A 25858-nucleotide genomic window follows, 5' to 3' on the forward strand; every position below is an offset into this window, starting at 1 on the left:
TTTACAGCTTAAATCTAGGAGAAATGTTTTTTTTGAATTTTAATGTCATAAGAGCTCTAAAAATTAGGCTTGTAATAGCAATTGTTGGAATATCCAATAATTTATAAGACAAATTTCCTGTTGCATTATCAGTAAGCAATAAGATTGTCTCAATAATTAAACTAGGCAGTATTGTACCCAAAAGGAATATAAGGAGAAAACTCATTTTTTTCTTGGGCGACATAATCAGTATTAAAGCGAGTAAAAAGCCAAACGGCATAAACAGCAAGTTATGATAAAGAAAATTGTAGAACTTACTCTTGTCCATATAGATCGGAGTTTTACTTCCCATAAAATAGAGAATTGACCAAAAAAAAGCTGCTTCTGAATTTAGCTTTAAAGTATAAATATTTTCGACGCTATCTAGATAAATTTTTAATTGTTGAGCGTTATAGGCGATCGCGATTTGATGAAATGCTAGATCATCAAAAAAATTTCTTAAAATTAGTTCAGGATTTCTGCCATTATTTCCTGTCAAGGTAGTACGCAAACGCAACTTCAAATCTGATCCTAATTGCTCCAAACTAAGATTACGCTGATAAATATTTTCTGAAAGAGAAAAAATTCTGGCAGCTCCTTGTTGTTTTTTATCATTACTTTTAATTTTGGTAACAATGGTAAATTGAGAATTATTTTGGACTTTCTTGGTCAATTGCTTGGGGGGAATTTCAGTTTGCAACCAATTATTTTCATCTAAAACAATGCTTGAACTTGCTGATTTAGTTATCTTTTTGATATTTTTTTCTTGCCATATTAAACTTGGTAAATTACCTAATTGATCAAAATATTGTAATTTTGGTTCCTCAAAGCTATAGTATCCTAGCAAATAATCTTGAAGTAGTTGAGGTTGGTTGTCAGCTGTTAAAAATTTTTCGATAATTGACTGAGGCAAGAAGCGATCGCTAAGATAGAAATATGACATTTCACCTTTCCAGGGTCGATTACCGGTCTGTTCGTTACCAATCATCAAGGGAAACTGAGGCTCCCAATTGCTAAGTTTTGTGGCATCTTTCAAGGATATTAAGGCCCAACCTATGCTTATTAAATAAATTAGCCAGACAATCAGAAATATTTTCAAAAAAAGCTTTTTAGAGAAAGAGAAATAACATCCTTTTAATCTATTGCGAACTAATAAAAAAAATACCCCCCCTAAAACTCCACTCAGACTATTGTTAACAACATCTGTCGGGGTTGTTCTCCGCAAAAGTAAAAATATTTGTAAAATTTCGATTGTTGTCGAAAAACTAAAACTAACAATTAGGGTCAGTAAGATAGTCTTTGTAAGATTAAACCTTTTTGTCGAAAATAAGGTAGCTAAACCCCAGCCGAAAGGCATAAATAAAACCAAGTTAACCGCAATGTCTCCAGGAGGAGAAACTGTTGTCGCAATGGTTTTAAGATCATTCCAAGAAAAACTATCAGGATAACTAAAATCAAAGGGTAATAGAGTAACAAACAAAATAATGAAACTACTCAAGACAATAATTGTTTGAGATTTTATCTCAATAAATTGCAATAAATTTTGCTTTGTATCATGATGTTGAGCCATGATTGTCTTTTAACTGATTTATGAAAAAATTTGGATAGGGCTTTGAGGAAGGCAGAGGGCAGCGGTGAGACCCCGCGCCGCCGTCAGGCGCAAGGGAACGCTCACCAAGAGAGAGGGCAGAAGACCAGTAATTTTATTTAATGATGAACACTCAATAGTTCATCATATACAGAGGGTAAGAACCAGAAGGAGAAAAAATTTATGTCAAACAATCGCAGAAGCCAAGTTGTAACCCAAGGACATCAAAGATCACCTAACCGTGCCATGTTAAGGGCAACGGGTTTTGGAGATGAAGACTTTACCAAGCCCATAATTGGTTTAGCTAATGGTTATAGTACAATTACCCCCTGTAACATGGGCATTAATGTCCTGGCAAAACGGGGAGAAACTGCCCTAACTGAAGCAGGCGCGATGCCGCAAATGTTTGGCACGATCACCATCAGCGATGGCATCTCGATGGGCACAGAAGGCATGAAATATTCTCTAGTATCCCGCGATGTGATTGCCGACTCGATTGAAACCGCTTGTAATGGGCAAAGTATGGACGGCGTGATGGCCATTGGTGGTTGTGATAAAAATATGCCTGGGGCTATTATTGCGATCGCGAGAATGAATATTCCAGGAATTTTCGTCTATGGAGGCACGATTAAGCCTGGACATTACAATGGTCAAGATTTAACCGTAGTTAGCGCTTTTGAGGCCGTAGGCCAATTTAGTGCCGGAAAAATTGATGAGGCAGAATTAACAGCGATCGAACGGAATGCTTGTCCGGGAGCCGGATCTTGTGGTGGGATGTTTACCGCCAATACCATGTCATCGGCGATCGAAGCAATGGGATTGAGTTTACCTTACTCCTCAACCATGGCAGCAGAAGACGAAGAAAAAGCCGAGAGTACCGAAAAATCAGCTTTTGTGCTTGTAGAAGCGGTCAGAAAGCAAATTCTTCCCAGCCAGCTTTTAACTCGTAAAGCCTTTGAGAATGCCATCTCTGTGATTATGGCAGTTGGCGGCTCCACCAATGCCGTTTTACATTTACTCGCGATCGCAAATACCATTGGAGTCAAACTAACCATTGATGATTTTGAAACAATTCGTCAACGAGTACCGGTGCTCTGCGATCTCAAACCCTCTGGTCGCTATGTAGCCACAGATCTACATAAAGTAGGTGGTATTCCCTTAGTGATGAAAATGTTACTGCAACAAGGTTTGCTTCATGGTGATGCTCTAACTATCTCCGGTCAAACCATTGCCGAAGTTTTAGCCGAAGTGGATGATATTCCCCCAGCCAATCAAGATGTAGTACGTCCTTGGAGTAAGCCTGTATATACGGAAGGACATTTAGCTGTACTTAAGGGAAATCTGGCAGCCGAAGGTTCTGTGGCCAAAATCAGTGGCGTCAAAAATCCCCAACTTACTGGGCCCGCTAGAGTTTTTGAATCCGAGGAATCCTGTCTCGATGCCATTTTACAGGGCAAAATAAACCCAGGAGATGTTATTCTAGTTCGCTATGAAGGCCCCAAAGGGGGCCCGGGAATGCGGGAAATGTTGGCTCCCACCTCAGCTATTATCGGCGCGGGATTAGGAGATTCTGTTGGGTTAATTACCGATGGTCGGTTTTCTGGTGGGACCTATGGATTAGTTGTCGGTCATGTTGCCCCAGAAGCAGCAGTTGGTGGCACCATTGCCCTTGTGGAAGAGGGCGACAGTATTACTATCGATGCCCATCAAAAATTATTACAACTCAATGTTTCTGAAGCAGAATTAACTGAGCGCAAGGCTAATTGGCAAGCTCCAAACCCTCGCTATACCAGAGGAGTATTAGCCAAATATGCCAAGTTAGTTTCTTCGAGTAGTTTAGGAGCCGTAACAGATCTCAATCTGTAAATTCATCACAAAAAGCGATCACTAAAGAGAGGAAAGCTATATTCCCCTCTTTTTTTATCTTTCATCTTAAGCAGACTTATCAGAATATTTTCTAATTCCGAATAATGATATTTTCAAAACTATTTTGGGGAACTATAGACTGAGCCCGCATATTAGAACGCAGTAAGTACTTAATACAATGCTATTTCTAAACGAAGCTATTTCTTATTTTAGAGACTGCTAAAGATCTAAACCCTGCGCTTAGAACCTTCGGCGATTTTTCTTATTGAGATTTATGGCATGCTATTTAGATTTTTATTTTTACAAGAAAATATTATTAGCAGTACGAGGTCAATCAACAAAGATAGCTAAATATTTCATGAAGAATAATGAATGAATTAGGCATTAAGCATCATGTATTAACTATAGACAATGCAACTTTTAGTAAGGCAATTACTTTAAACGAAGCAACTTATTCTATCGGCAGACATTCTAGCAATAATATTGTTCTTAATTCTCAAAAAGTATCTCGCAATCATGCTACTTTACTGAGAAGAACCGACGTTAAAAATAATAGTTATTCTTACTGGATTCTAGATGGAGACTTGCAAGGAAATAGAAGCCGTAATGGAATTATTATTAATGAAAAAAAATGTTTGGTTCATGAGCTAAAACATGGCGATGTTATTAAGTTTAGTGCAGATTTAAAAGCAAAATATCAAATTACTGATGATGATTCTGGTATACTTAAAAACTCTGGCAATTCTATTCTTGAATCTTCTAGAGCTACAGGATCGGAAGATTATAGCAAGCAAACTCTAATTAATAAAGAAACGCTAATAGCCTCTGAGGATGAAATTCCCAATCAGGTTGAAAAACTTGACAATGCTGAGTTGATTCGTTTGACTTCTGTTGCTGATTTAAGCCCACAATCTATTATTGAAATTGATCTTCATGGGAATATTACTTTTCTAAATTCTCAAGCTTTAAACAGTTTCAAAAATTTGACAAGAAAACGCGAAGAACATCCTTTACTAGAAGAATTGACTTCTAAGGTGACTGCGGAGCAAGATATTTTAGTTAGAGAATTAAAAATAAATAATCAGTATTTTCGCCAAACTTCTCATTATTTGCCAGAAAACAAACTAATCAGAAGCTATATAGAGAATATAACTGATTATAAAAGCATTGAAGGAAAATTATTCATCAAAAACTCTCTCTATAAGACTATTGCTCAAAAAAATACTGAGGGAATAATCCTCGTAGATTATGGCAGTAAAAGAATATTAGAAGTAAATGAAGCTGTCTGTGATATTTTAGACTATTCCCAAGAAGAATTAACTTCGATTTCAATTGACAATTTGATTTTTGACAAATCGGGTATTTTAAAAAATTTATCGGATATCGTTGCAAAAGAAACATTGTTTGTCGAAGAATATTGCCTGTGTAAAAAGAATAGAGATATTGTCACAGTCAGTCTATATATCCAGGCAATAGAGCATCAAGATGAACCAACAATCTTACTTCTTATTATTAATGAAAATAACAGTAATGAGCAAGATTTACAAGAAAGTAATAATGTCTTTGCTGTTGTTCCCAAGCCTATAAAATTTTTGGAGCAATTAAATGATGCAATCAAAAATGCGGCAAACCATGACAAATTACTTGCTGTAATATCAATCAAAATAAATGAGTTTCCAGTTATCAAAAATTCTCTAAATATTGAGCTGAGTAATTTATTGCTGGCAAGTTTTTCTGAGAGAATTAAGTCTGCTTTGAGTTCGGGAGATACTCTTGTTCATTGGGAAGAAGATAACTTTATTATTCTGATGCCTACGATTACTGCTATTGAAGAAGCTGCTAAGGTTAGCATTAGAATTTTAGACTCTTTGGCACAAGACTTCAAACTGAAAGCTCATCAATTACATATTAACGTCAAAATGGGAATTTCAATTTACCCTCAGGACGGAGATAATATCGAATTATTACTCAAGAATGCGGATATTGCCTTATCTCGTATTAAAAATACTAGTGACCTTAGCTATCAATTCTACAGTGAGAACATGAATTCGCAAGCTATGGTACAGCTAAAATTAGAGCATTTTTTACATCAGGCTTTAGAAAAAGAAGAGTTTGTACTTTATTATCAACCTCAGGTTGATGTTAATAATGGTAATATTCAGGGAATAGAAGCTCTTTTGCGCTGGCAGCATCCCGAACTAGGACTAGTCTCCCCCAGCAGTTTTCTTACTATTGCAGAACAAACAGGATTAATTATTTCTATTGGCGAATGGGTTATTAGAACTGCTTGCCGACAGAATAAACAATGGCATGTTGAAGGATTACCACCGCTAAAAATATCAGTTAATCTTTCTCCTCTACAATTTAAACAACCTAATTTGCCGTTAGTAATCAAAGAAATCTTGGATGAAACTCAATTAGAACCCCAGTTACTAGAATTGGAAATATCAGCTAGTACGGTAATGCAAGATATCGAGTATTCTCGGGGTATTCTCTCTCAATTACAAGATATTGGTCTCCATATTTCTATTGATGACTTTGCCACTGGGTTTGCCTCTCTAGAAAGATTGAGAAAAATTCCTTTTGATACTTTAAAACTTGATCGAGGTTTTATTCAAAATCTAACGAATAATCCTCAGGATTTAGCAATTGTTTCGGCTATGGTGGTTTTAGGAAAAGGCTTTAATTTAAGAATTGTCGCTGAAGGGGTAGAAACAGAAGAACAAATTGAAATCTTGCGAAGTCAAGAATGTATACAAATGCAAGGTTTCTGGTTCAGTCGTCCCTTAGCTGCGGAAGAAGTCACTAAACTATTGCCATTTACCAAAGGAAATACTGAACTTTTGCCATCTCATCGAGAAAACAGTGAACAATAATTAATCATTTATTATATTTCGTAAACAATATATTATTTTTTGTTATGTTTCATAAACAATATATTCAAAGTGAAACTCTTAGTATGTTTACAATAAAACAAATGTACTATGATGATTTTGGTATAAATTTGACGAAAATGGGAATGCTAACTCTATAAGGAAGTCGTTTAGAACAGCTGATTAGTATCTTTCCTTTTTATGGAGCAGGTATTAAAGATGATTGGTAACATCACGACTGACAATAAAAGTCGATTAATTTGGGTCAAAGATGAATCCGTTTAAGTTAATCAATATCTTACTTTCCTTGCCTATGAATCAGGAATACTTAGCGTAGAAGATGCAACATTTACTAAAGTCTCATCAGATCGAAAAACAGATATTGAAAGTTATCTCGAACTCTCATGCTTCAGTAATTCTCAATGATCTAGCCGCAATAATGGCGGAGTTGTTCCAAGTAGATGCTTGTGGCATTCTTTCTGGTGATATAGATTCTGCTAAAAACCTAGAATTTGGCTTATGGCGGAACGGGTTTTTCACTGCGGCGGAAAAAGAGCATCTATCAACTGTGATATCTGAAGCTGTATGCTCAAAATCGGTATTATCTAGAACTCATTCAAAATCCCATTTTTCTTTTAGTGCGGATATATTAAATGGGAATTGTTTTGCTAAAACCTCACTCAATATAGTGACGAGTTTTCAAGGTAAAGCTAATGGAGCGCTGATCTTACTGCAACCCCATAGCTACAAATGGACTAATTCCGAACAACAATTATTAGAAACAGTTGCAGACTCAATGGCGATCGCAATCTCCCATATTCAATTACAACAACAAGCTCAAATTAAAACTCAGCATCAAAATTTACTGAGTCGTTTAAGTCGAGAGATTAGTCGCAATTCTGACTTAGATTGTTTATTCAGTCTGGTGTTGTCAGAAATTGGACAAGTGCTACAAGTTGATCGAGGCAAAGTTTTGACTCTTAAATATAAAGATCCTTTTTTTAGTCATCGTACTCGTCAACAAACAGTAAAAGCCACCGCCAAAGTTGCCTATAATTGGTCAAAAGAAACACAAGATTCGACATTAGGGAAAGATTTTTCGTTTCAATTAGCCGATTCTAGTTGGTTGCGCCAAGCTTTTGCCCAAGCTCCAGAAGCTTTGATGACAAGTCGGCAGGCCAATTTTCCTGATTTCGCAACTGAGTCTTTGACTGATGGGGGAGCACCAGAAAAGTCAGCAGCTCTATTAATTGTTCCTTTAATGGGCAAAAATACGAGCCCATCGCAGCCAGCTTTGGTTTTGGGTTTTCTGGTTTTAGAAAGCAAGCAAGACCATGATTGGACCACCGAAGAAGTGGAAGTGGTTAACTGGATCGCAGTTCAGATGAGTATTGCGATGATCCATCACCAAACGCTTAATCAAGTACAATCAATAGTCGAAGAACGAACCGCGCAACTAAAATGGAGCTTGGATGTTCAAGCTAAACTCTCGGAGAAAATGCGTCAGCAAATTCAGCAGTTGCGACAACTTAATGAGTTGAAAGATGATTTTCTCAGTAGCATGTCCCATGAGTTGAAGACTCCTTTGACTAGCATGAAAATGGCAATTAAAATGCTACGCCAACCTTTACCTGATGATATGCGAGATAAATACCTCAATATTCTCGAACAAGAATGGGATCGCGAATTTAATTTAATTAAAGATTTATTGACTTTACAACAGGTAGAATCGGGAGAGCTCACGTTTGCTCCTCAAGAGTTGGATTTTATTCAAATTGCTGATGAGTTGGCGGCATCTTTCTCCAAAAAATGGCATAGCGATCGCGGACTAACTTTGGAAACTCATTTCTCTGAACCTAATTTGAATTTTTATTCTGATTTAGATAGCCTCAATCATATTCTTAATGAGTTGCTGTTAAATGCCGGTAAATATGCTGAGCCGGATACGGCAGTCACTCTCTTTGCCAATAGTCATTCTACGATGAAGGGTAAAGAAATCGAAATTGCGATCGCCAATGATGGGCCGGGAATCGCAGAAGAAGAATTGCCTCATATCTTTGATAAATTTCGTCGCGGCAAAGGTGTAACCGATCGCGCCGTTCCCGGTACGGGTTTGGGCTTAGCTTTAGTGAAGTATTTAGTCGAACATCTTAATGGTAGTATTTCTGTCACCAGTGAACCGTTGGAAAACCCAGAAATTTTTAGAACAGTTTTTACAGTAAAATTACCTCAGATTAAACAAGCTTAAAATATTTTTGAATTCTATATTTTGAATTCTAAATGAGAAAAAAACGTCTATTATCCTGGTCCAACAATAACTATTCACCCTTTTTCAGACAAGTCAAAACTTTTTTTATTGCTTCTCAATTCTTCTTATCTCTCTGGTGGGATAATTTAGTGGGAAACAATTCTTCCCAGCAAAAAACTCGGCGAGCAAAATGGCTAGTCGGCAATTTATTAAATCTAGGCCCGACATTTATTAAAATCGGTCAAGCCCTCTCAACCCGTGCGGATCTCATTCCTTTGGAATATGTGCAAGAATTTAGTCAATTACAAGATCGAGTACCGCCATTCGCCTCAGAAAAAGCGATCGCAGCTATTGAAAAAGAATTAGGTAAGCCGATTTATAGCACATTTCGTGATTTTGACCCTAAACCGATCGCCGCAGCTAGCTTAGGACAAGTACATAAAGCCAGATTGCATACGGGCGAAGACATTGTTGTTAAGGTACAACGTCCAGGATTAGAGAAGTTATTTAATCTAGATTTTGAGATTTTGCACCGTTTAGTTAGGCTAATTAATCGCTTTTCGCGAAATCTACGAAAATATAATTTGGAGGCGATTTATCAAGAATTTTTTGAACTATTATTTCAAGAAATAGATTATATTCATGAGGGCAAAAATGCCGAACGTTTTCGGGAAAACTTCCAAAAATATCATAAAGTAATTGCACCCAAAGTATATTGGAAATATACAACTCGCAAAATTTTGAGTTTAGAATATTTACCTGGCATTAAAATTGATGACCTATCAACTTTAGAAGCGAATAAAGTTAATCCTAAAGAAGTAATTCAATTGGGAATTACTTGCTATCTTAAACAATTATTGGAAGATGGATTTTTCCAATCCGATCCTCATCCAGGGAATATGGCTGTTACCCCCCAAGGTGAAATTATTTTTTATGATTTTGGGACCATGGCCGAGGTCAAGGCGATCGCGCAGGATCAGATGGTCAAAACTTTTTTTGCTGTACTCAAAAATGATGCTGATGAGGTGGTGCAAACTTTAATCTATATGGGGTTAATCGAACCTGTTTCCGATATGACTCCCATTAAAAGGATGGTGTCTTTTCTCTTAAGCGAATTTCGAGATAAACCAATAGATGTTAGAGCCTTTGAACAACTAACTGACGAAATTTATCTGATGTTCGAGCAACAGCCTTTTCGCTTGCCGCCTCAGATGACTTTTATCATCAAATCTCTGACCACTCTAGATGGTATTGCGCGGGTTCTCGATCCTCAATACAACCTGTTGGCTGCCGCCCAACCGTTTTTTAAAAATATGGCTTTTTCGCAAAAACCAACTAATATTTTGGGTGCGGTAGCCAGACAAGCTAAAGATTTAGTTCAATACAAATTTAATCAGCCTAATCCTACTGAATTATCTATTCAAAGATTGGAATCTCGATTGGAATTAGGAGAGCTGCAAGTTCGGGTGCGTTCTGTTGAGAGCGATCGCAGTTTAAAACTAATTCAACTAGGGATTAAAAGTTTAATCTTTACCTGCTTAACAGGCTTTACCCTACTGTCAGGCACGATGTTTTTTGTGAATTCTTATCGGGTTTTGTCTTTTGTCATGTTCGGCTTATCAGGACTCTGGTTTTTACTGTTAATGCGGTCTCTTATGAGTTTAGTAGTTAAAGAAAAAATGGCTCGTATGGGTAAATAAGCAATATTTGGTCGTTTTTGGGAAATCTAAAGAATAAAAACGATAATCTTGAGGAAATATAATTATGAAACTCAAACAAGCCTGGTTTTGGAGTTCTATAACTTTTTTTCTTAGTATACTTGTTTCCCATGCCAGTGCAGCAATCCCTTGCTCTGTAGGTCAGAGAGGGGAAGTTCTTTGGAAAGGCGCATGGTATTCAGCGCAAGTCTTAGATACTAGTGGAAATAGTTGTTATATCACCTATGATGGCTATGATAGTTCCTGGAATGAATGGGTTGAACTGACTCGCTTTCGTGCAACCTTTTACATCGGTCAAGCTGTCAAAATTAAGTGGAAAGGCCAATGGTACCCTGGACGCATTTTAGATGCTAGTAGAAATAGTTATCGAATCACCTATGATGGCTATGATAGTTCTTGGGATGAATGGGTTGAACCGGCAAGACTTCGTTACTAAACTATTGCAATCCCAAAATCCCATACTTGAAGCTAAGGCTCATGACTAATTGTTTAAGTGGATCTTAAGCTTGACGTGGGTCAGCAAAATTTTTTTCTAAAATAAATAAGTAGCACAAATAAATTATAAATTTTCCAATATTTCCTTTCCTTAAAACTCTCCTCTAGGGAGGTTTTTATTTATGCAGCATCCAGAACCACCAATTGTTAATGAGCATAGTTTAGATCGCGATTGTACAACCCTATCTCGGCATGTACTCCAACAATTATCTAGTTTTAATCCAGAAGCACAAGATATTAGTGCGATTATGAATCGCATTGCTTTGGCAGCGAAGCTAGTTTCTCGTCGTCTTAGTAAGGCGGGATTAATGGCCGGGGCGTTAGGTTTTACCGGAGAAACCAATGTCCAAGGGGAATCTGTCAAAAAGATGGATATCTATGCCAACGAGGTGTTTATCTCTGTATTTAAGCAAAGCGGCTTGGTCTGTCGCTTAGCCTCGGAAGAGATGGAAAAACCCTATTACATTCCTGAAAATTGCCCTGTAGGACGCTACACATTGCTGTACGACCCTATTGATGGCTCTTCTAATGTCGATATTAATCTCAATGTCGGTTCTATTTTCTCCTTGCGTCAACAACAAGGGGAAGATTTAGATGGAGAAGCTCAGGATTTGCTGCAATCGGGAGATCGACAAATTGCCGCAGGTTACGTTTTATATGGTCCTTCCACCGTATTGGTTTATTCGTTGGGCAAAGGAGTACATTCATTTATTCTCGATCCTAGTTTGGGAGAATTTATTTTAGCTGGCGAAAATATCAAGATTCCCCACCATGGACCGGTCTACAGTGTTAATGAAGGTAATTATTGGCAATGGAATGAATCGATACGGGAATATATCCGTTATGTTCATCGTCATGAAGGTTATACCGCTCGTTATAGCGGGGCTTTAGTGGGAGATTTTCATCGTATTTTGCTACAAGGTGGGGTTTTTCTCTATCCCGGTACAGTGCAAAAGCCTGAAGGAAAGTTGCGATTACTATACGAAAGTTCCCCCCTAGCATTTTTGACTGAACAGGCAGGAGGGAAAGCTAGTACAGGAGAGCAAAGGATATTGGATGTGATCCCCGATAAGTTACATGCGCGAACCCCTTTAGTCATCGGCAGCACTAAAGATGTGGAATTGGTAGAGTCTTTTATTCAAGATTGGACTAGAAGACAACTAGAGACTGAATCAGTGACAGTTTCTTAGTTAATTGAAAATTGAAAATTGAAAATTAACGCTTGCGGAGCTCTACCCGAAGGGTCTCGACCCCGTGCCGAACCTCTCTAAATCTCTCCTGAAAGGAGAGACTATATTGTTCCCCTTCCTGTAGGAAGGGGTTAGGGGTAGGTGACGCAAGGGAAGGCGCGAGTTTAAAAATTAAAAATTAAATTAAGGAGTAAATAATCGTGACAGCAACCCCTATTCAAGAAATTGAAAATACCTATGGCCAAAGTATCTGGATGGATAATCTTAGTCGAGATATTATCTCGTCTGGAGAACTGGCTCAACTGATTGAAACTAGAGGAATTCTTGGGATTACTTCTAATCCGGCGATTTTTGAAAAGGCGATCGCGGGAAATCAGATTTATGATGAGCAGATTACCGCTGGGATCAAAGCCGAGAAGTCAGTAGACAAGATTTACGAGGATTTGGTCTTTAAAGATATTCGTGATGCTTGCGATGTTTTCTTGCCTGTTTACGAAAAAACCAATGGCTTAGATGGCTATGTGAGCGTAGAAGTGCCACCGACGATCGCCAAAGATACCGCCAGTACTATATCCGAAGCCCAGCGTTACTACAAAGCCATAGATCGACCAAATGTGATGATCAAAATTCCTGGTACGCCCGAAGGGTTGCCGGCGGTGGAAGCGACTATTGCTGCGGGAATTAATGTTAATGTAACTTTGCTGTTTTCGGTAGAAAGTTATGTTGATACGGCGTGGGCATATATTCGCGGCTTAGAAAAGCTGGCCGACTCGGGAGGAGATGTGAGTAAAATCGCTTCGGTTGCCAGTTTCTTCCTCAGTCGCATTGACACGAATGTTGATAATCGCCTCGACGCTAAAATTAAGTCGGGCGTCGGCTCAGATACTGGAGCTAAACTCATTGGGTTAAAAGGTAAAGTTGCGATCGCAAATGCCAAAATCGCCTATCAGAAATACAAAGAAATCTCTGGTAGTGAAAGATGGCAAGCTTTGGCAGCTAAGGGCGCAAAGGTACAAAGGCTATTATGGGCTTCGACTGGTACCAAAAATCCTGAATATAGCGATGTGATGTATGTGGATTATTTGGTAGGAACGGATACAGTTAATACCTTGCCTCCTAAGACTATTGAAGCCTGTGCTGATCACTGCGATCCAGCTAATCGTATTGAAAGCAATATCGATGAAGCATATCAAGTTATTGGTAGCTTGGAAGATGACGACGTTGCGATCGCGCTTGCTGAAGTGATGAGCGAATTGCTAGAAGAAGGGATTGACAAATTTATCAAGCCTTTCGAATCTCTGATGGCATCTCTTGAAGCCAAAATCAAACAACTAGCAACTGTTTAAGAAAAACCAAAGACTAGGACGACATGCTACAAGCTGCTAGATACTAAATGGTAACTAGTAGCTCGTAGTTACTACACAAGTATCCTCATCCCCCTCTTGGTCAGCGTTCCCTTGCGCCACCTACCCCTAAACACTTCCTACAGGAAGGAGGACAATATGGTCTCTCCTTTCAGGAGAGATTTAGAGAGGTTCGACGCGGGGTCTGACCGCTCATCCCTTATTCCTCATCCCTCATCCCTCATCCCTCATCATTTAAAAGTATGCCTGCAATATTAGAAAACCCTTTAAGAGTTGGCTTACAACAGGAAAAAACTCCCGAACCTCTCATCCTGATCATCTTTGGCGCATCAGGAGATCTCACTCAAAGAAAATTAATTCCTGCAATCTATCAACTTAAAAAAGAGCGCCGCTTACCTCCAGAATTGACTGTTGTCGGTGTTGCCCGTCGTGATTGGAGTCACGAATATTTCCGCGCCCATCTCAAAGAGGGCATTGAGAAATTTAGCGATGGTATTAGTAACGAAGAATTGTGGAATTCTTTCTCTGAGGGCCTATTCTATTGTTCTGGTAACATGGATGAAGCCGCAAGTTATGAAAAATTAAAGGCATTTTTAGCCGAATTAGATGGTAGAAGGGGAACTCGTGGCAATAGAGTATTCTACCTTTCGGTTTCGCCTCGATTCTTCAAGCCAGCTCTTACTCAACTCGGTGCTGCAGGAATGCTTGCTGACCCAATTAAGCATCGTTTGGTCATCGAAAAACCCTTTGGCAAAGACTTAAGTTCGGCTAAATCTCTCAATCGCGCAGTACAGAGGGTCTGTCAGGAACAACAAGTCTATCGCATCGATCATTATTTAGGCAAAGAAACAGTTCAGAATGGTTTGGTATTCCGTTTTGGGAATGCTATATTTGAACCTCTGTGGAATCGGCAATTTGTTGATCACGTCCAAATTACTGTAGCCGAAACAGTAGGAGTGGAAGATCGAGCTGGTTACTATGAAACTTCTGGTGCCTTGCGAGACATGCTGCAAAATCATTTGATGCAGCTTTTTGCCATTACCGCAATGGAAGCACCGAATGCCCTGGATGCTGATAGTATTCGCAGTGAAAAAACCAAGGTATTACAGGCGACTCATATTGCCGATGTGAATAATCTCGAAAAATCTGCCATCAGAGGTCAATATTCGGCAGGATGGATGAAAGGCAAACCGGTAAAAGGATATCGAGAAGAAGAAGGCGTTGCTCCCGAATCCACTACGCCAACATTTGTCGCGATGAAACTAATGGTGGACAACTGGCGGTGGAAAGGGGTCCCTTTCTATCTTCGCACTGGGAAGCGCATGCCCAAAAAGGTTTCAGAAATTTCAATACATTTCAAGGAAGTTCCTCTGTTAATTTTTAAATCCGCAGCCCAACAGACAAATCCCAATATTTTGACAATGCGGATACAACCTAATGAAGGTATTTCTTTAAACTTTGAGGCCAAAATGCCTGGCCCCGATTTGCGCACACGCACAGTAAATATGGACTTTAGCTATGGTTCCTCTTTTGGCATGGCAACCTCGGATGCTTACCATCGTTTGTTATTAGACTGCATGTTGGGAGATCAAACCTTATTTACCCGTGCGGATGAAGTAGAAGAGGCTTGGCGGATTGTGACTCCTGTGATTAATGCTTGGGAATCACCTAGCAATCCTAGTTTAATTCCTGAATACGAAGCTGGTACTTGGCAACCGACAGAAGCGGAATTTCTATTAGAACGAGAAGGAAGACGCTGGCGAAGACTTTAATCAGTAGGCAATCAAGAGTTAGCAGTGAACATTTAGCAGCGAGCATTAATTCTATGATAAGCAACAGATTAGTATATGAAAAAGCTTACAAATTTGTCATCAGAACGTTGATGCTCATAAAAAATTGATAACTGAAATAACTGATAACTAATAACTAAAAACTTATAACTGAAGATTATGGTTAGTACAAAATCATCTCCAATAGTATCCTTGCAAGCTCCCAAAGATGTCTCCATCGAAGAGATTGAAGCAGAATTGAGATTACTATGGACATCGGTAGAAGAAGCATCCGCTTCTCGTGCCGCAACGTTTACCTTAGTAGTATACGAACCCGATGGGACACAGCAATTACTAGCAGCCTTGGGATTCTATACTGGCCCTATTGATGGGATTGCCGGGCCGAGAAATGAATCGGCAATTACTGCGGCTCAGAAAGCTTACAAGATGGAAGTCACAGGCAAATCTAGTCCTGAACTGCTAGCTAGATTGCAAACAGAATATGCAAAAGCCAAAGCTGAAGATCAGCTAACAGCGGAAAATCAAACTTCCTCAATGCAATATTCTCCTGACTCTCAAGGCGCGATCGCCGACGCGATCGCATCGGCCAATCCCTGTCGAATCATTGCACTGGTTCCCAGCTTGGGTCAGGATGAAGGGGTTAAAGCCCAAGTATCTGCATATTGTCCTGTTAATAAAAAAAGTAAAGATACCCTAATCTGTTGCGAATATATCACCCTAAGTGGTACCTCAGAAGCTTTAGAAAGAATTGGCGGAATTATTAACGAATTAACCATTGTTGATTTACCCACATTCCTCTGGTGGAAAGCAACTCCTAGAGGAGACCATCCTCTTTTTAAGCGTCTCACAAGTTATTGTGATAGCACAATTCTAGACTCTAGTAGTTTTAATGATCCCGAATCGGATTTGGATTGCGTCGGCCAAATTATTCAACAAGATGTCCCCATAGCGGATCTTAACTGGCGAAGATTAGCTCCCTGGCAGGAATTATCTGCCGAAGCTTTTGATCCTCCTGAAAGACGATCTGAAATTTACGAAGTGGATAAAGTGACTATCGACTACCAGAAGGGAAATCAAACCCAAGCATTAATGTTTCTTGGTTGGCTAGCTTCTCGCCTCAACTGGAATCCTGTTTCCTATGATCAAGAAGGAGGAGACTATGATATTCGCCGAGTTAAATTTATCAGCGATCGCGATCAGCAGGAGATTGAAGCGGAATTAGCAGCTATTCCTACCGCTGATAATCAGGAAGTACCAGGAGACTTGATTAGTTTGCGCCTATCCTCGACTAATCTTGATGCGGATTGCTGTACTGTGTTATGTTCTAGCACTACTGGATGCATGCGAATGGAAGCTGGTGGTGGTGCCCAATCTTGTTATATTCAGCAAGTTGCACCTCTATTTGACCAAAAAACAGAAGACCTTTTGGGACAACAATTACAGCGTTGGGGAAGAGAGGTTTTGTATGAAGAAAGTATGGCAGTGACCAGGAAGATCTTAGATTTAAGTCAATAAGAAAAGTTATCAGAACCTTGGGGCGCAAAACCATAAAATTCTCTTCCTCTTGTCAAAATGGGACGTCCTCATCATCTTCATATGCAGTTAAATCTGGTCGATTGAGAATTGTCGTAGTAGATTCTTCTCGTGATTGGTTTTGATCATTTTGAGAATTTAAGCTATTAGATATTGCTGTCTCTGCTACTGTCTCGTCTAATGGTGAATTCTCTTCTGCGTTTCCGAGGTCAATAACTTCTCCATCAAAACTTTTGGCTAATAATTCTACCGCTTTCTGGAACTCTCCCACTGCTGGCATATTATCAGGATTAGCTATGATATCTTGATTGTGATGCTCTAATTGTCCATTAGCTATGGGAATTTGAGTGTCAGTAATTGCTGGGGGCTTAGAAGTTGCAATAGTTGGGTTCGACTTTGGAGTTTCTGTATGCGATCGCGAAGTTTCATGAGCGACAACAGGTTTCGCAATCTGGGGAGGCGGATCTGCGATAGCAGGTGAAGATGAGGGAAGTGTAGAGGCAACAGAATGACCATTGGAAGTCGGAATGTTGGGGGGATTTTCTGGTGTCTTAATGGCTGCGATTTCCGCTTTCGCAGAAGAATCACTACCGTTGGAATGCGGTTTTGAGGGCGGTTTGCTGGCAACAGAAGAACTATGATTATTATCAGATTGTTGTGAACTCTTTTTGGCAACTTCGAGAGTTACTTTGATTTTGCGTTGGCAAGCCTGGGAAAAAGCAGTTTCAATATTGGATATTTTTCCTTGAATTAACTTAATCAGGGGAGGAGACACAACGCCAATGGTGACCATTGAGCCATTGATGCTAATGAGATGGCATTTTTGCGATAGTAAGGTTTGAGTCGTGGGCGGCTGAGCTAAAGCGATCGCTTTTTGCCAAATGGTGTCTGGATTAATATCGGTCGTAGATGTTGCAGCAACAGAGGTCGTTTCAGTTTCTGCAATCGGCTCAATTGGTTTGCTTGGAAGCGGTTGAGAAGTTTGTGGTTGAAATACAGTAGCAGCATTACTAATTGACTCAACTTCAACTGGTTCCTTGACTGGTGATTCAGTAACTGAAATTTCTTGAGTGTGGGCAATAGTAGAAGAATTGGCACTTGGTGCAACAGTTTTGCTTTCAGTAGCTTGAGAAGGTAAAGAGTTTGGTTGTTGAGCAACAATATTTTCTCTTATCCCATCATTCCTTACTTGTTTCTTTTCTTTATTTCCTTGTTCCTCCTTCCTCGTTCCTCCTTCCTGAGTTGAAACCAAACCCAATAACGTTACCTCCAACCATAAACGAGGTTGCGTCGTATTTTTCAGTTGCACTTCCGCATCTTTGAGTTGTTGTTGACCTTGTAGAATCAGGGCAATTTCCCAATGAGCTGCTTCTGTTTGCAATTCCTGCCAACAGGTTTCCGTTACCGCGACCAAATCATTACGCTGGGGAGAAGTCTTGGCGATCACAAGATTGAGATAGAAACTTGCCAAATTTTGCAAAACGACTAGAGGTTCTCTGCCGCGATCGAGTAAATTACGGCATTTTTCTAAAATATGCTCCAGATTTTTGCTTCTAATTGACTTTAGTAAACCCAATAAATCTTGTTCGGGAACTGCACCGACCAAATCCCAAACTTGATCGATAGTTATGGTGTCAGGAAATAAACTTAATTGATCTAATAAGCTTTCGGCATCTCGCAACCCGCCATTGGCAATTTGCGCTACAAGAGTAATTGCCTCTTTCGCGATCGCGATTTTTTCTGTTGCAGCAATATATTCAAGATGACGAGTCATCTCTCCCAGGGGAATACGGCGATAATCAAATCTTTGGCAACGAGAAATAATCGTGGAAAGAACCCTTTGTGGATCGGTTGTTGCCAAAATAAAAACTACTTGAGGTGGCGGCTCTTCCAATGTTTTTAGTAACGCATTAAAAGCTGCTGTACTGAGCATATGACACTCATCAATAGCATAAACCTTGTAACGAGATTGCACGGGTGCAAACTTAGCTCTTTCGATAATCTCGCGGATATTATCGACTCCCGTATTGCTAGCGGCATCAATCTCAATCACATCTAAAGCTGTTCCGACCGCGATCGCCTGACAAACGGCACATTGACCACAAGGCGTTGCTGTCGGTTTAGGCACTGCCAAACAGTTTAAAGACTTGGCCAAAATACGCGCGCTAGAAGTTTTCCCCGTTCCCCTTGGCCCCGTAAAAAGATATGCTGGAGCTATTTTTTCCTGTTCAATTGCATTAACCAAAGTATTGGCGATCGCCTCTTGACCGACTAAATCCCCAAAAGTTTGAGGTCGATATTTATGATGAAGAGGTTCGTAGGCCATAAAGAAAGATTAAAGAAAAATTTTGCTCACTAGGAACTGAAGGTAGAACTCAGTATAGCGGAAGTAATAAGTAATAAGTAATAAGTAATGAGTAATAAGTAATGAGTCCTATCTTCGTGAGATCAAGATCATAAGTATTGATCTATCAGCTTTTTGCTATCTATTAATAGATAGCTTATTTACGCTCACATCTATTATATAATTTGGCGATCGCACATTGTTATATTTTGGCTAATCGAAATGAATCAAATGTTTCTCAGTGTCAAACTATAAAAGTTAATTGCATTAGGTATTTTCGCGTAAAAATGTTGGCTAATGATTTAATAGAATAAATGATTTTACTGAAATTTAAAATATTATTTAGAATTAGTTTATTTTATCTTTAAAACTAAATTCTATTCACTGACATTCGCTACATAATTCGCTAATAATATACAAGAAATACAAAAATATTTTAAACATTGATAATTTAGAGAAAAATGGACAATAATCTTCTGCTGCAACCTAGTGCTCACGAGCAGTATATGTTGGAATTGATTAATCGAGCTCGTGCCAACCCCAACGCCGAAGCGACACGCTATGGCCTCAGTGATTTAAATCGTGGATTATCTTCTGGGACTATTAGTAGCGCTCCCAAACAACCTTTGGCTTTCAATTTTTCACTAACAGATGCTGCTAGGGATCATAGTCAATGGATAAGTGATACCAATACCTTTAGCCATACAGGAGCAGGTGGTAGCAGTCCTGGTGACCGCATGGCGGCTGCTGGTTATGATTTTACTGGCTCTTGGAGTTGGGGAGAGAATATTGCTTGGCAGGGCACCACAGGAACTCCGAATATTACCAACTTTGTTGCCGATGAACATGAAGGCTTGTTTCTTAGTGACGGTCATCGTAAAAATATTCTCAAGAGTAGTTTTCGAGAAATTGGCGTTGGAGTGATACAAGATACTTTTACGACTTCTGTTAGAACTTATAACGCTGTTATTACTACTCAAAAATTTGCCTATTCTGGTTCCTCAGTTTTTTTAACTGGAGTGGCTTTTGATGATTTAGTAGCTGAGGATGCTTTTTATAATGTTGGCGAAGGATTAAGTGGCATTGAAATTACAGCAACCAGACAATCTGATGATAAAAGTTTTACGACTCATACCCTCGATGCTGGAGGTTATAAAATAGCTTTAGACGCCGGAACTTATGATGTGACTTTTGCTGAAAATGGCACAATCATTGGCAATAGTTATACTATTACAATTAATTCTCAAAACGTTAAACTCGATCTCGATACTAGTAATCTAGGGACATTACCAGAAGAAAGTAGTCCAGTTATCGTAGATGATGGAGAGCTGATTCGTGGCGGACAGGATAAAGATACACTTCGTGGTGGAATTAAAGATGACAGTCTCTATGGTCAGGGGAATGATGACAAACTAATTGGCAATGATGGTCATGATCTTCTTAAAGGAGATGAGGGGAATGATATTCTCCTAGGAAGTGATGGTCATGACACTCTTTATGGTGGTGCTGGAGATGATATTCTTTACGGTCAAGGTGGCGATGATAGTCTACTAGGAAATGATGGCAATGACACCCTCAATGGCGGAACTGGAGATGATATTCTTTACGGGAAAGATGATGATGATCGCTTAATTGGGGCTAGCGGGAATGACATGCTCATGGGGGGTGATGGTCATGATTTTCTCCTGGGAAATGATGGCAATGACACCCTCAATGGCGGAATTGGAGATGATATTCTTTACGGGAAAGATGATAATGATAGCTTAATTGGTGCTAACGGCAATGACACTCTTCGTGGCAACGCTGGAGATGATAGTCTTTACGGTCAAGGTGATAATGATCGTCTAATTGGAGACAAGGGTCGTGATCTTCTCATGGGAGGTAATGGTGATGATATTCTCCTGGGAGGTAATGGTGATGACACTCTCTATGGAGAAGCTGGTGCTGATGTCCTTTTTGGACAGAATAACAATGACAGCCTAATTGGAGGTGATGGCAATGACACTCTCTACGGAGAAGCTGGCGCTGATATCCTTTCGGGCCAGAATGATGATGATAGGTTAATTGGGGCTGATGACAATGACAGTCTCTATGGAGGCGCTGGTGATGATATCCTTTTGGGTCAAAATGGTAATGACCAACTAGTAGGAAATGATGGCAATGATAGTTTTTATGGTGGCTTCGGCTTAAATAGTTTAACCGGTGGCTCTGGTAGTGATCGCTTTGTGATAATGTCTGCTACTACTGGCGATCGCGATACGATTGAAGACTTTGAAGATGGTATCGATCGCATTGTTTTATCAGGAGATCTATCTTTTGGCAATTTGGAGATATTTAATGACCCCACTAGTCCCGGCACCATCATTGAGGACAAGAGAAGCAATACTGTGATAGCTATAGTATCAGGAGTTGATGCTAGCCTCATTACCGAAGCAGATTTTTAAAGAAAGGTTTTATAACTCTTTTGAACCTAAAACCTATCACCTACCACCTAAAACCTACCACCTACCACCTACCACCTACCACCTAACACCTAAAACCTAAAACCTATTACAAAATATTGAGTAATGCCTCACCCATACCTTGGCATCCAGTAGCTGTCATGCCCTCAGACATAATATCCCCAGTACGATAACCAGCATCTAATACCTTAGTTACCGCTTCTTCAATCATGGTTGCTGCGGATGGTTCATTTAATCCATAACGCAACATCATGGCCGCACTGAGAACCTGCGCTAATGGATTGGCCTTATCTTGTCCTGCAATATCTGGGGCAGAACCATGAACTGGCTCGTAAACTCCAGGGCCATCGGAACTTAAGCTGGCAGAAGGTAACATGCCAATACTCCCGGTCAACATTGCCGCAGCATCGGAAAGAATATCTCCAAAAAGATTACCTGTCACAATAGTATCAAATTGCTTCGGGGCGCGGACTAATTGCATGGCAGCATTATCAACATAGAGATGGGACAATTCTACATTGGGATAGTCTTCGGCGATCGCAGTAACGCGATCGCGCCAAAGTTGTGAAACATCTAGGACATTAGCCTTATCCACAGAACATAATCTACCTCGACGTTTTTGAGCTGTTTCAAATCCCAGTTTAGCGATGCGATCTATTTCCGATTGATTGTAGGCCATAGTATTGACACCGCGTTTTTCCCCTGTTTCCGTCGCAAAAATCCCCTTGGGCTTGCCAAAATAAACGCCCCCAGTTAATTCTCGAACCACCATAATATCTACTCCTTCAACGATTTCTCGCTTGAGGGATGAAGCATCAATTAATTGGGGCAAAATCGTTGCCGGGCGCAAATTAGCAAATAAATCCAATCCTGCTCTGAGTCCTAACAAACCAGTCTCAGGACGTTTTTCTCGGGGCAGATTGTCCCATTTATAACCACCGATCGCCGCGAGTAAGACCGAATCACTCTGGCGACATGTAGCTAGAGTTTCCTCGGGAAGAGGTTCGCCGGTGGCGTCAATAGCCGCACCACCGATTAAGGCTTCCTCAAAACTAAACTCAAGATCGCATTTTTGCCCTACCACTTTTAGGACATCTGTCGCTACCGCGATAATCTCGGGGCCAATGCCATCACCAGGAAGTAAGGTAATGCGATATTGTTTAGTCATGATCAGTAGGAAAATTATTTACAATATTTTTACAGCCTTAATAATTTACCATTTGGTTGTGCGTCGTCGTTAAAAGTGAAATATGAATAGAGCAGTTATTAAATTTTCTTCCGAAGATTGCGGAATTTGTCACAAGATGTCCTTTTATGACAAGAAGGTATCTCAAGAATTAGAGTTAGATTTTATTGATGTAAAAATGCAAGATACTGCCACTTATCGCAAATATCGCAAAATTTTACTTACTCAATATCCCAACAAGGAAGAAATGGGCTGGCCGACCTATCTAGTATGTGATTCTCCAGAAGGTGATTTCCAAATTATTGGGGAAGTTAAAGGTGGACATCCTAAAGGCGAATTCCGTAAACGGCTTCAGGAAGTTATCAACTAGAGAGACAAGAAATCAAAATTCAAATCTATAAAAATATACTGAAAAAAATCTAACTCGACATTATTATTATGTTGAGGGTAAATTATAGACTTGACTAGCACCGAGCAAAACAATCTTTATTGTGAGGAGACGTTAATAATAGTGGGCTTTTTTAACCGTTTTAACCTTTCGAGGGACATGGGGATAGATCTAGGCACAGCTAATACCTTGGTCTACATATCCGGCAAAGGCATCGTTCTCGAAGAACCATCAGTTGTTGCGATCGAAAAAAGCACTGGTGAGCCCAGAGCTGTGGGGACAGAGGCTAAGCTGATGCTGGGCAGATCTCCTGAGAGCGTTGAGGCGGTGCGCCCACTAAAAGATGGTGTGATTGCCGATTTTGATGCCACAGAATTGATGCTCCAAGAATTTATTAAGCGCGCCTATGAAGGGAAGCCCTTGGTCAATCCACGAATGGTGATTGGGATTCCTAGTGGAGTCACCAAGCTGGAGCGACGAGCGGTTATGGAAGCGGCATCTCAAGCCGGAGCGAGGGAAGTGGATTTGATTGACGAGCCTCTAGCTGCGGCGATCGGTGCAGGATTGCCCGTTGCCGAACCAACAGGAAATATGATTGTCGATATTGGGGGCGGGACTACAGAAGTCGCAGTAATTAGTTCCCAAGGCAAAGTCGTTAGCGAATCGATTAAAATAGCTGGGGACGAATTGACCGGCGCTATCATTCAATATATAAAAAGGGAACATAAACTAGCAGTGGGAGATAATTCTGCTGAAAATCTTAAATTGCAATTAGGATCTGCCTATCCTATGGATTCTGAACAAGAGACGATCGAAGTTAGTGGTTTACATCTTTTATCAGGATTACCCAGAACAGTAACTATCTCTGGGGTAGAAATTCGCGAATGTTTGGCCGAACCTGTAGCGTCAATCATTAAGACAATTAAAAGCACTTTAGAACAAACTCCTCCAGACTTAGCTGCCGATATTATAGATCGCGGGATTATGTTAGCTGGTGGTGGGGCTTTGCTGCGAGGGTTGGATACTCTTGTCAGTCAAGAAACAGGAATTGTGACTCATATAGCCGCTGATCCCCTTAGATGTGTTGTCTTGGGAACAGGTAAAGTTTTAGAAGATAAGACCTTGGATCGGGTTTTCCGAGATCGCTCTGTATTAGCGTAAGATACTGGACTGAAATTAATTCTTATGAGTTCTTGGAGTGAAAAACATAGCTTATCCATAGCCGTTACTATGGTCGTTTTGGGATGTTCTTGGTTGCTCAAGCAAACCCAAATGTCTCCAGTCTTGGAGGCTTATTATTTGGCAACCTCTCCTTTACAATCCCAGAGACAGCTACTTTTGGAAGATAAGTTGACCAATGCTCGTATTTTAGAGCTAGAGCAAAAAAATGAGGAGCTAGAACATCAAAATTCTCAATTTAAAGAGCTTTTAGATTATATTGGACCAAAATCAGCATCAGCTATTCCCGCACCGATTATTGGCCGATATCAAGATGGCTGGTGGCATCAAATTATTATTGGTCGCGGGAGTAACGACAGTATCCAAGAAGGCTATGTCGTGACGGGAATTGGCGGTATTGTCGGCAGAATTGTCGCCGTGACGCCCAATACTAGTCGTGTCCAGTTGGTGAGTCATCCCAGCAGTCGTGTGGGAGTGGTTGTCACTAGATCTCGTCATCTAGGATATCTGCAAGGCCATGAGGGCAAAACGGCAACTATGCATTTTTTTGCTAAAGTGACTGACATTAAAACTGGAGACGCGGTTTCAATCTCTCCTTTGAGTAATTTATATCCGCCTGGAATGGCGATCGGAAAAATTGTCTCGGTTACCTATGATGAAGGCCCAGCACCCAAAGCAGAGGTGGAATTGACTGCACCACTGGATTCTTTGGAATGGTTGGTTGTTCAACCTTTTCAGCCTAATATTTTTGAGCAAGAATAAGGGGAAAGGTCTTAGGTATTGGGTTTTAGGTGTTAGGTGTTAGTGTAAATACACAACTTGGCAATTTTATGGTCTAGTCAGGACTGGTGTTAGGTTTTAGGTAGTAGGTTTTAGGAAAAAAAACGTGAGTTCGATGATTACAAAATTTACTAGTTCTGAATAAGGACTTGGGGATTTAGGGATTTGGGGATCTAGGAAAAAGCCCATCACTTCGTTGTTCAACTTGGGAAATTTAATCAAAAAAATCATATTTTGATTTAGCTCGGAGAATATTTTAGATCTAAAGAATTTTTATGTCTATCATGGCTGGATTAATCGTTTTTCGGGATTTCCCTAACACCTAACACCCAACACCTAAAACCTTTTACTCGCAATTCACTTAATTTTGCCAAGTCGTGTAAATAAACTCTCAGCAAGATTTTAGATTGCGATCAATTAATCCTCAGATAGAAAATTTAGATTTGAGCTATGACCAATTTCACAGGAAATATAGTTCAATGATCAGATCTTTTATTATTGGTAGCTTGGCTATTGTTTTAACTAGCATTGCACCAGCTCAAGCCCAAACTATTGATGAACCAGCTTATAATCTCACACCCAGGAATTTGATTAACCTAGGACGTCAGGGAAAATTTAAAGCTCAAGGAGTCCCCAGTCACGCCAGGTTTATTAGTGCTATTCGTTCAGGAAAAGTGGATGCACAGATTTTGGTCAGTAGCGCGATCACAAATAATCGATTACCTCAATCGGCAATTAGCGATCGCGATTACCTTAATGCGGTGAATGATCACTTAAAATCTGGAGGTTGCAGCATAAATTAGACAGTTATCAGTTATCAGTTATCAGTTATCAGT

General features: G+C 39.9%; 17 protein-coding genes. 14 read left to right on the top strand and 3 right to left on the bottom strand.

Annotated features, from left to right (window positions below):
- Position 1: 1 nt before the first annotated feature.
- Positions 2-1588 (bottom strand): VanZ family protein, encoded by a 1587-nt coding sequence (locus XEN7305_RS20820; RefSeq protein ID WP_006511493.1) that lies wholly within the window; start codon positions 1586-1588, stop codon positions 2-4.
- A gap of 201 nt (positions 1589-1789) precedes the next feature.
- On the opposite strand from XEN7305_RS20820, the gene ilvD reads away from it, so the two are divergent.
- The 9 genes from ilvD to opcA all read left to right on the top strand — a co-directional run bounded on the left by ilvD (position 1790) and on the right by opcA (position 16665).
- Complete coding sequence (ilvD, locus tag XEN7305_RS20825; RefSeq protein ID WP_006511494.1) at positions 1790-3472, top strand: dihydroxy-acid dehydratase; 1683 nt, start codon at positions 1790-1792, stop codon at positions 3470-3472.
- A 368-nt stretch (positions 3473-3840) separates the two neighbouring features.
- A complete protein-coding gene (locus XEN7305_RS20830) occupies positions 3841-6348 on the top strand; it encodes an EAL domain-containing protein (protein WP_006511495.1) in 2508 nt (835 codons plus the stop codon).
- A 337-nt stretch (positions 6349-6685) separates the two neighbouring features.
- The gene (locus XEN7305_RS20835) at positions 6686-8593 is read left to right on the top strand and encodes an ATP-binding protein (RefSeq protein ID WP_006511497.1); all 1908 of its coding nucleotides are present in this window, start codon (positions 6686-6688) and stop codon (positions 8591-8593) included.
- Between the two features lie 32 nt (positions 8594-8625).
- The gene (locus tag XEN7305_RS20840) at positions 8626-10293 is read left to right on the top strand and encodes an AarF/ABC1/UbiB kinase family protein (protein WP_006511498.1); all 1668 of its coding nucleotides are present in this window, start codon (positions 8626-8628) and stop codon (positions 10291-10293) included.
- Positions 10294-10357: 64 nt separating this feature from the next.
- Positions 10358-10747, top strand: a complete 390-nt coding sequence (locus XEN7305_RS20845; RefSeq protein WP_006511499.1) for an agenet domain-containing protein — start codon at positions 10358-10360, stop codon at positions 10745-10747.
- A 181-nt stretch (positions 10748-10928) separates the two neighbouring features.
- A complete protein-coding gene (gene fbp / locus XEN7305_RS20850; RefSeq protein WP_006511500.1) occupies positions 10929-11996 on the top strand; it encodes a class 1 fructose-bisphosphatase in 1068 nt (355 codons plus the stop codon).
- A 197-nt stretch (positions 11997-12193) separates the two neighbouring features.
- Positions 12194-13342: a transaldolase gene (gene tal / locus XEN7305_RS20855; protein ID WP_040898908.1), complete on the top strand. Its 1149-nt coding sequence runs from the start codon at positions 12194-12196 to the stop codon at positions 13340-13342.
- A gap of 260 nt (positions 13343-13602) precedes the next feature.
- Positions 13603-15132, top strand: a complete 1530-nt coding sequence (gene zwf / locus XEN7305_RS20860; RefSeq protein ID WP_006511502.1) for a glucose-6-phosphate dehydrogenase — start codon at positions 13603-13605, stop codon at positions 15130-15132.
- A gap of 177 nt (positions 15133-15309) precedes the next feature.
- A complete protein-coding gene (opcA, locus tag XEN7305_RS20865; protein ID WP_006511503.1) occupies positions 15310-16665 on the top strand; it encodes a glucose-6-phosphate dehydrogenase assembly protein OpcA in 1356 nt (451 codons plus the stop codon).
- A 52-nt stretch (positions 16666-16717) separates the two neighbouring features.
- Here opcA and XEN7305_RS20870 read toward each other — a convergent pair whose 3' ends face one another.
- A complete protein-coding gene (locus XEN7305_RS20870) occupies positions 16718-19009 on the bottom strand; it encodes a DNA polymerase III subunit gamma/tau (protein ID WP_006511504.1) in 2292 nt (763 codons plus the stop codon).
- A 479-nt stretch (positions 19010-19488) separates the two neighbouring features.
- On the opposite strand from XEN7305_RS20870, the gene XEN7305_RS26975 reads away from it, so the two are divergent.
- Positions 19489-21471, top strand: coding sequence for a CAP domain-containing protein (locus XEN7305_RS26975; RefSeq protein ID WP_006511505.1), 1983 nt, complete (start codon positions 19489-19491; stop codon positions 21469-21471).
- A 106-nt stretch (positions 21472-21577) separates the two neighbouring features.
- Here XEN7305_RS26975 and leuB read toward each other — a convergent pair whose 3' ends face one another.
- Positions 21578-22657: a 3-isopropylmalate dehydrogenase gene (gene leuB, locus XEN7305_RS20880; protein ID WP_006511506.1), complete on the bottom strand. Its 1080-nt coding sequence runs from the start codon at positions 22655-22657 to the stop codon at positions 21578-21580.
- Positions 22658-22739: 82 nt separating this feature from the next.
- Between leuB and XEN7305_RS20885 the strand changes: the two genes are divergently transcribed.
- The 4 genes from XEN7305_RS20885 (at position 22740) to XEN7305_RS20900 (ending at position 25825) form a co-directional block, all read left to right on the top strand.
- On the top strand, positions 22740-23045 hold the full coding sequence (locus XEN7305_RS20885) for a hypothetical protein (protein WP_006511507.1): 306 nt from the start codon (positions 22740-22742) through the stop codon (positions 23043-23045).
- A 141-nt stretch (positions 23046-23186) separates the two neighbouring features.
- Positions 23187-24224: a rod shape-determining protein gene (locus XEN7305_RS20890; protein WP_071591377.1), complete on the top strand. Its 1038-nt coding sequence runs from the start codon at positions 23187-23189 to the stop codon at positions 24222-24224.
- Between the two features lie 24 nt (positions 24225-24248).
- Positions 24249-25004, top strand: a complete 756-nt coding sequence (gene mreC, locus XEN7305_RS20895; protein ID WP_006511509.1) for a rod shape-determining protein MreC — start codon at positions 24249-24251, stop codon at positions 25002-25004.
- Positions 25005-25501: 497 nt separating this feature from the next.
- Positions 25502-25825, top strand: coding sequence for a hypothetical protein (locus XEN7305_RS20900; RefSeq protein ID WP_006511510.1), 324 nt, complete (start codon positions 25502-25504; stop codon positions 25823-25825).
- Positions 25826-25858: the final 33 nt, after the last annotated feature.

Origin of the sequence: Xenococcus sp. PCC 7305 (assembly GCF_000332055.1) — a bacterium.
In the GTDB taxonomy this organism is placed as follows: domain Bacteria; phylum Cyanobacteriota; class Cyanobacteriia; order Cyanobacteriales; family Xenococcaceae; genus Xenococcus.

Coding starts and splice junctions, on each gene's coding strand:
- fbp (WP_006511500.1), top strand. CDS start 10,929: ATGCAGCATCCAGAACCACCAATTGTTAATGAGCATAGTTTAGATCGC.
- mreC (WP_006511509.1), top strand. CDS start 24,249: ATGAGTTCTTGGAGTGAAAAACATAGCTTATCCATAGCCGTTACTATG.
- XEN7305_RS20830 (WP_006511495.1), top strand. CDS start 3,841: ATGAATGAATTAGGCATTAAGCATCATGTATTAACTATAGACAATGCA.
- XEN7305_RS20885 (WP_006511507.1), top strand. CDS start 22,740: ATGAATAGAGCAGTTATTAAATTTTCTTCCGAAGATTGCGGAATTTGT.
- opcA (WP_006511503.1), top strand. CDS start 15,310: ATGGTTAGTACAAAATCATCTCCAATAGTATCCTTGCAAGCTCCCAAA.
- leuB (WP_006511506.1), bottom strand. CDS start 22,657: ATGACTAAACAATATCGCATTACCTTACTTCCTGGTGATGGCATTGGC.
- XEN7305_RS26975 (WP_006511505.1), top strand. CDS start 19,489: ATGGACAATAATCTTCTGCTGCAACCTAGTGCTCACGAGCAGTATATG.
- XEN7305_RS20840 (WP_006511498.1), top strand. CDS start 8,626: ATGAGAAAAAAACGTCTATTATCCTGGTCCAACAATAACTATTCACCC.
- zwf (WP_006511502.1), top strand. CDS start 13,603: ATGCCTGCAATATTAGAAAACCCTTTAAGAGTTGGCTTACAACAGGAA.
- XEN7305_RS20835 (WP_006511497.1), top strand. CDS start 6,686: ATGCAACATTTACTAAAGTCTCATCAGATCGAAAAACAGATATTGAAA.
- XEN7305_RS20900 (WP_006511510.1), top strand. CDS start 25,502: ATGATCAGATCTTTTATTATTGGTAGCTTGGCTATTGTTTTAACTAGC.
- ilvD (WP_006511494.1), top strand. CDS start 1,790: ATGTCAAACAATCGCAGAAGCCAAGTTGTAACCCAAGGACATCAAAGA.
- XEN7305_RS20870 (WP_006511504.1), bottom strand. CDS start 19,009: ATGGCCTACGAACCTCTTCATCATAAATATCGACCTCAAACTTTTGGG.
- XEN7305_RS20845 (WP_006511499.1), top strand. CDS start 10,358: ATGAAACTCAAACAAGCCTGGTTTTGGAGTTCTATAACTTTTTTTCTT.
- XEN7305_RS20820 (WP_006511493.1), bottom strand. CDS start 1,588: ATGGCTCAACATCATGATACAAAGCAAAATTTATTGCAATTTATTGAG.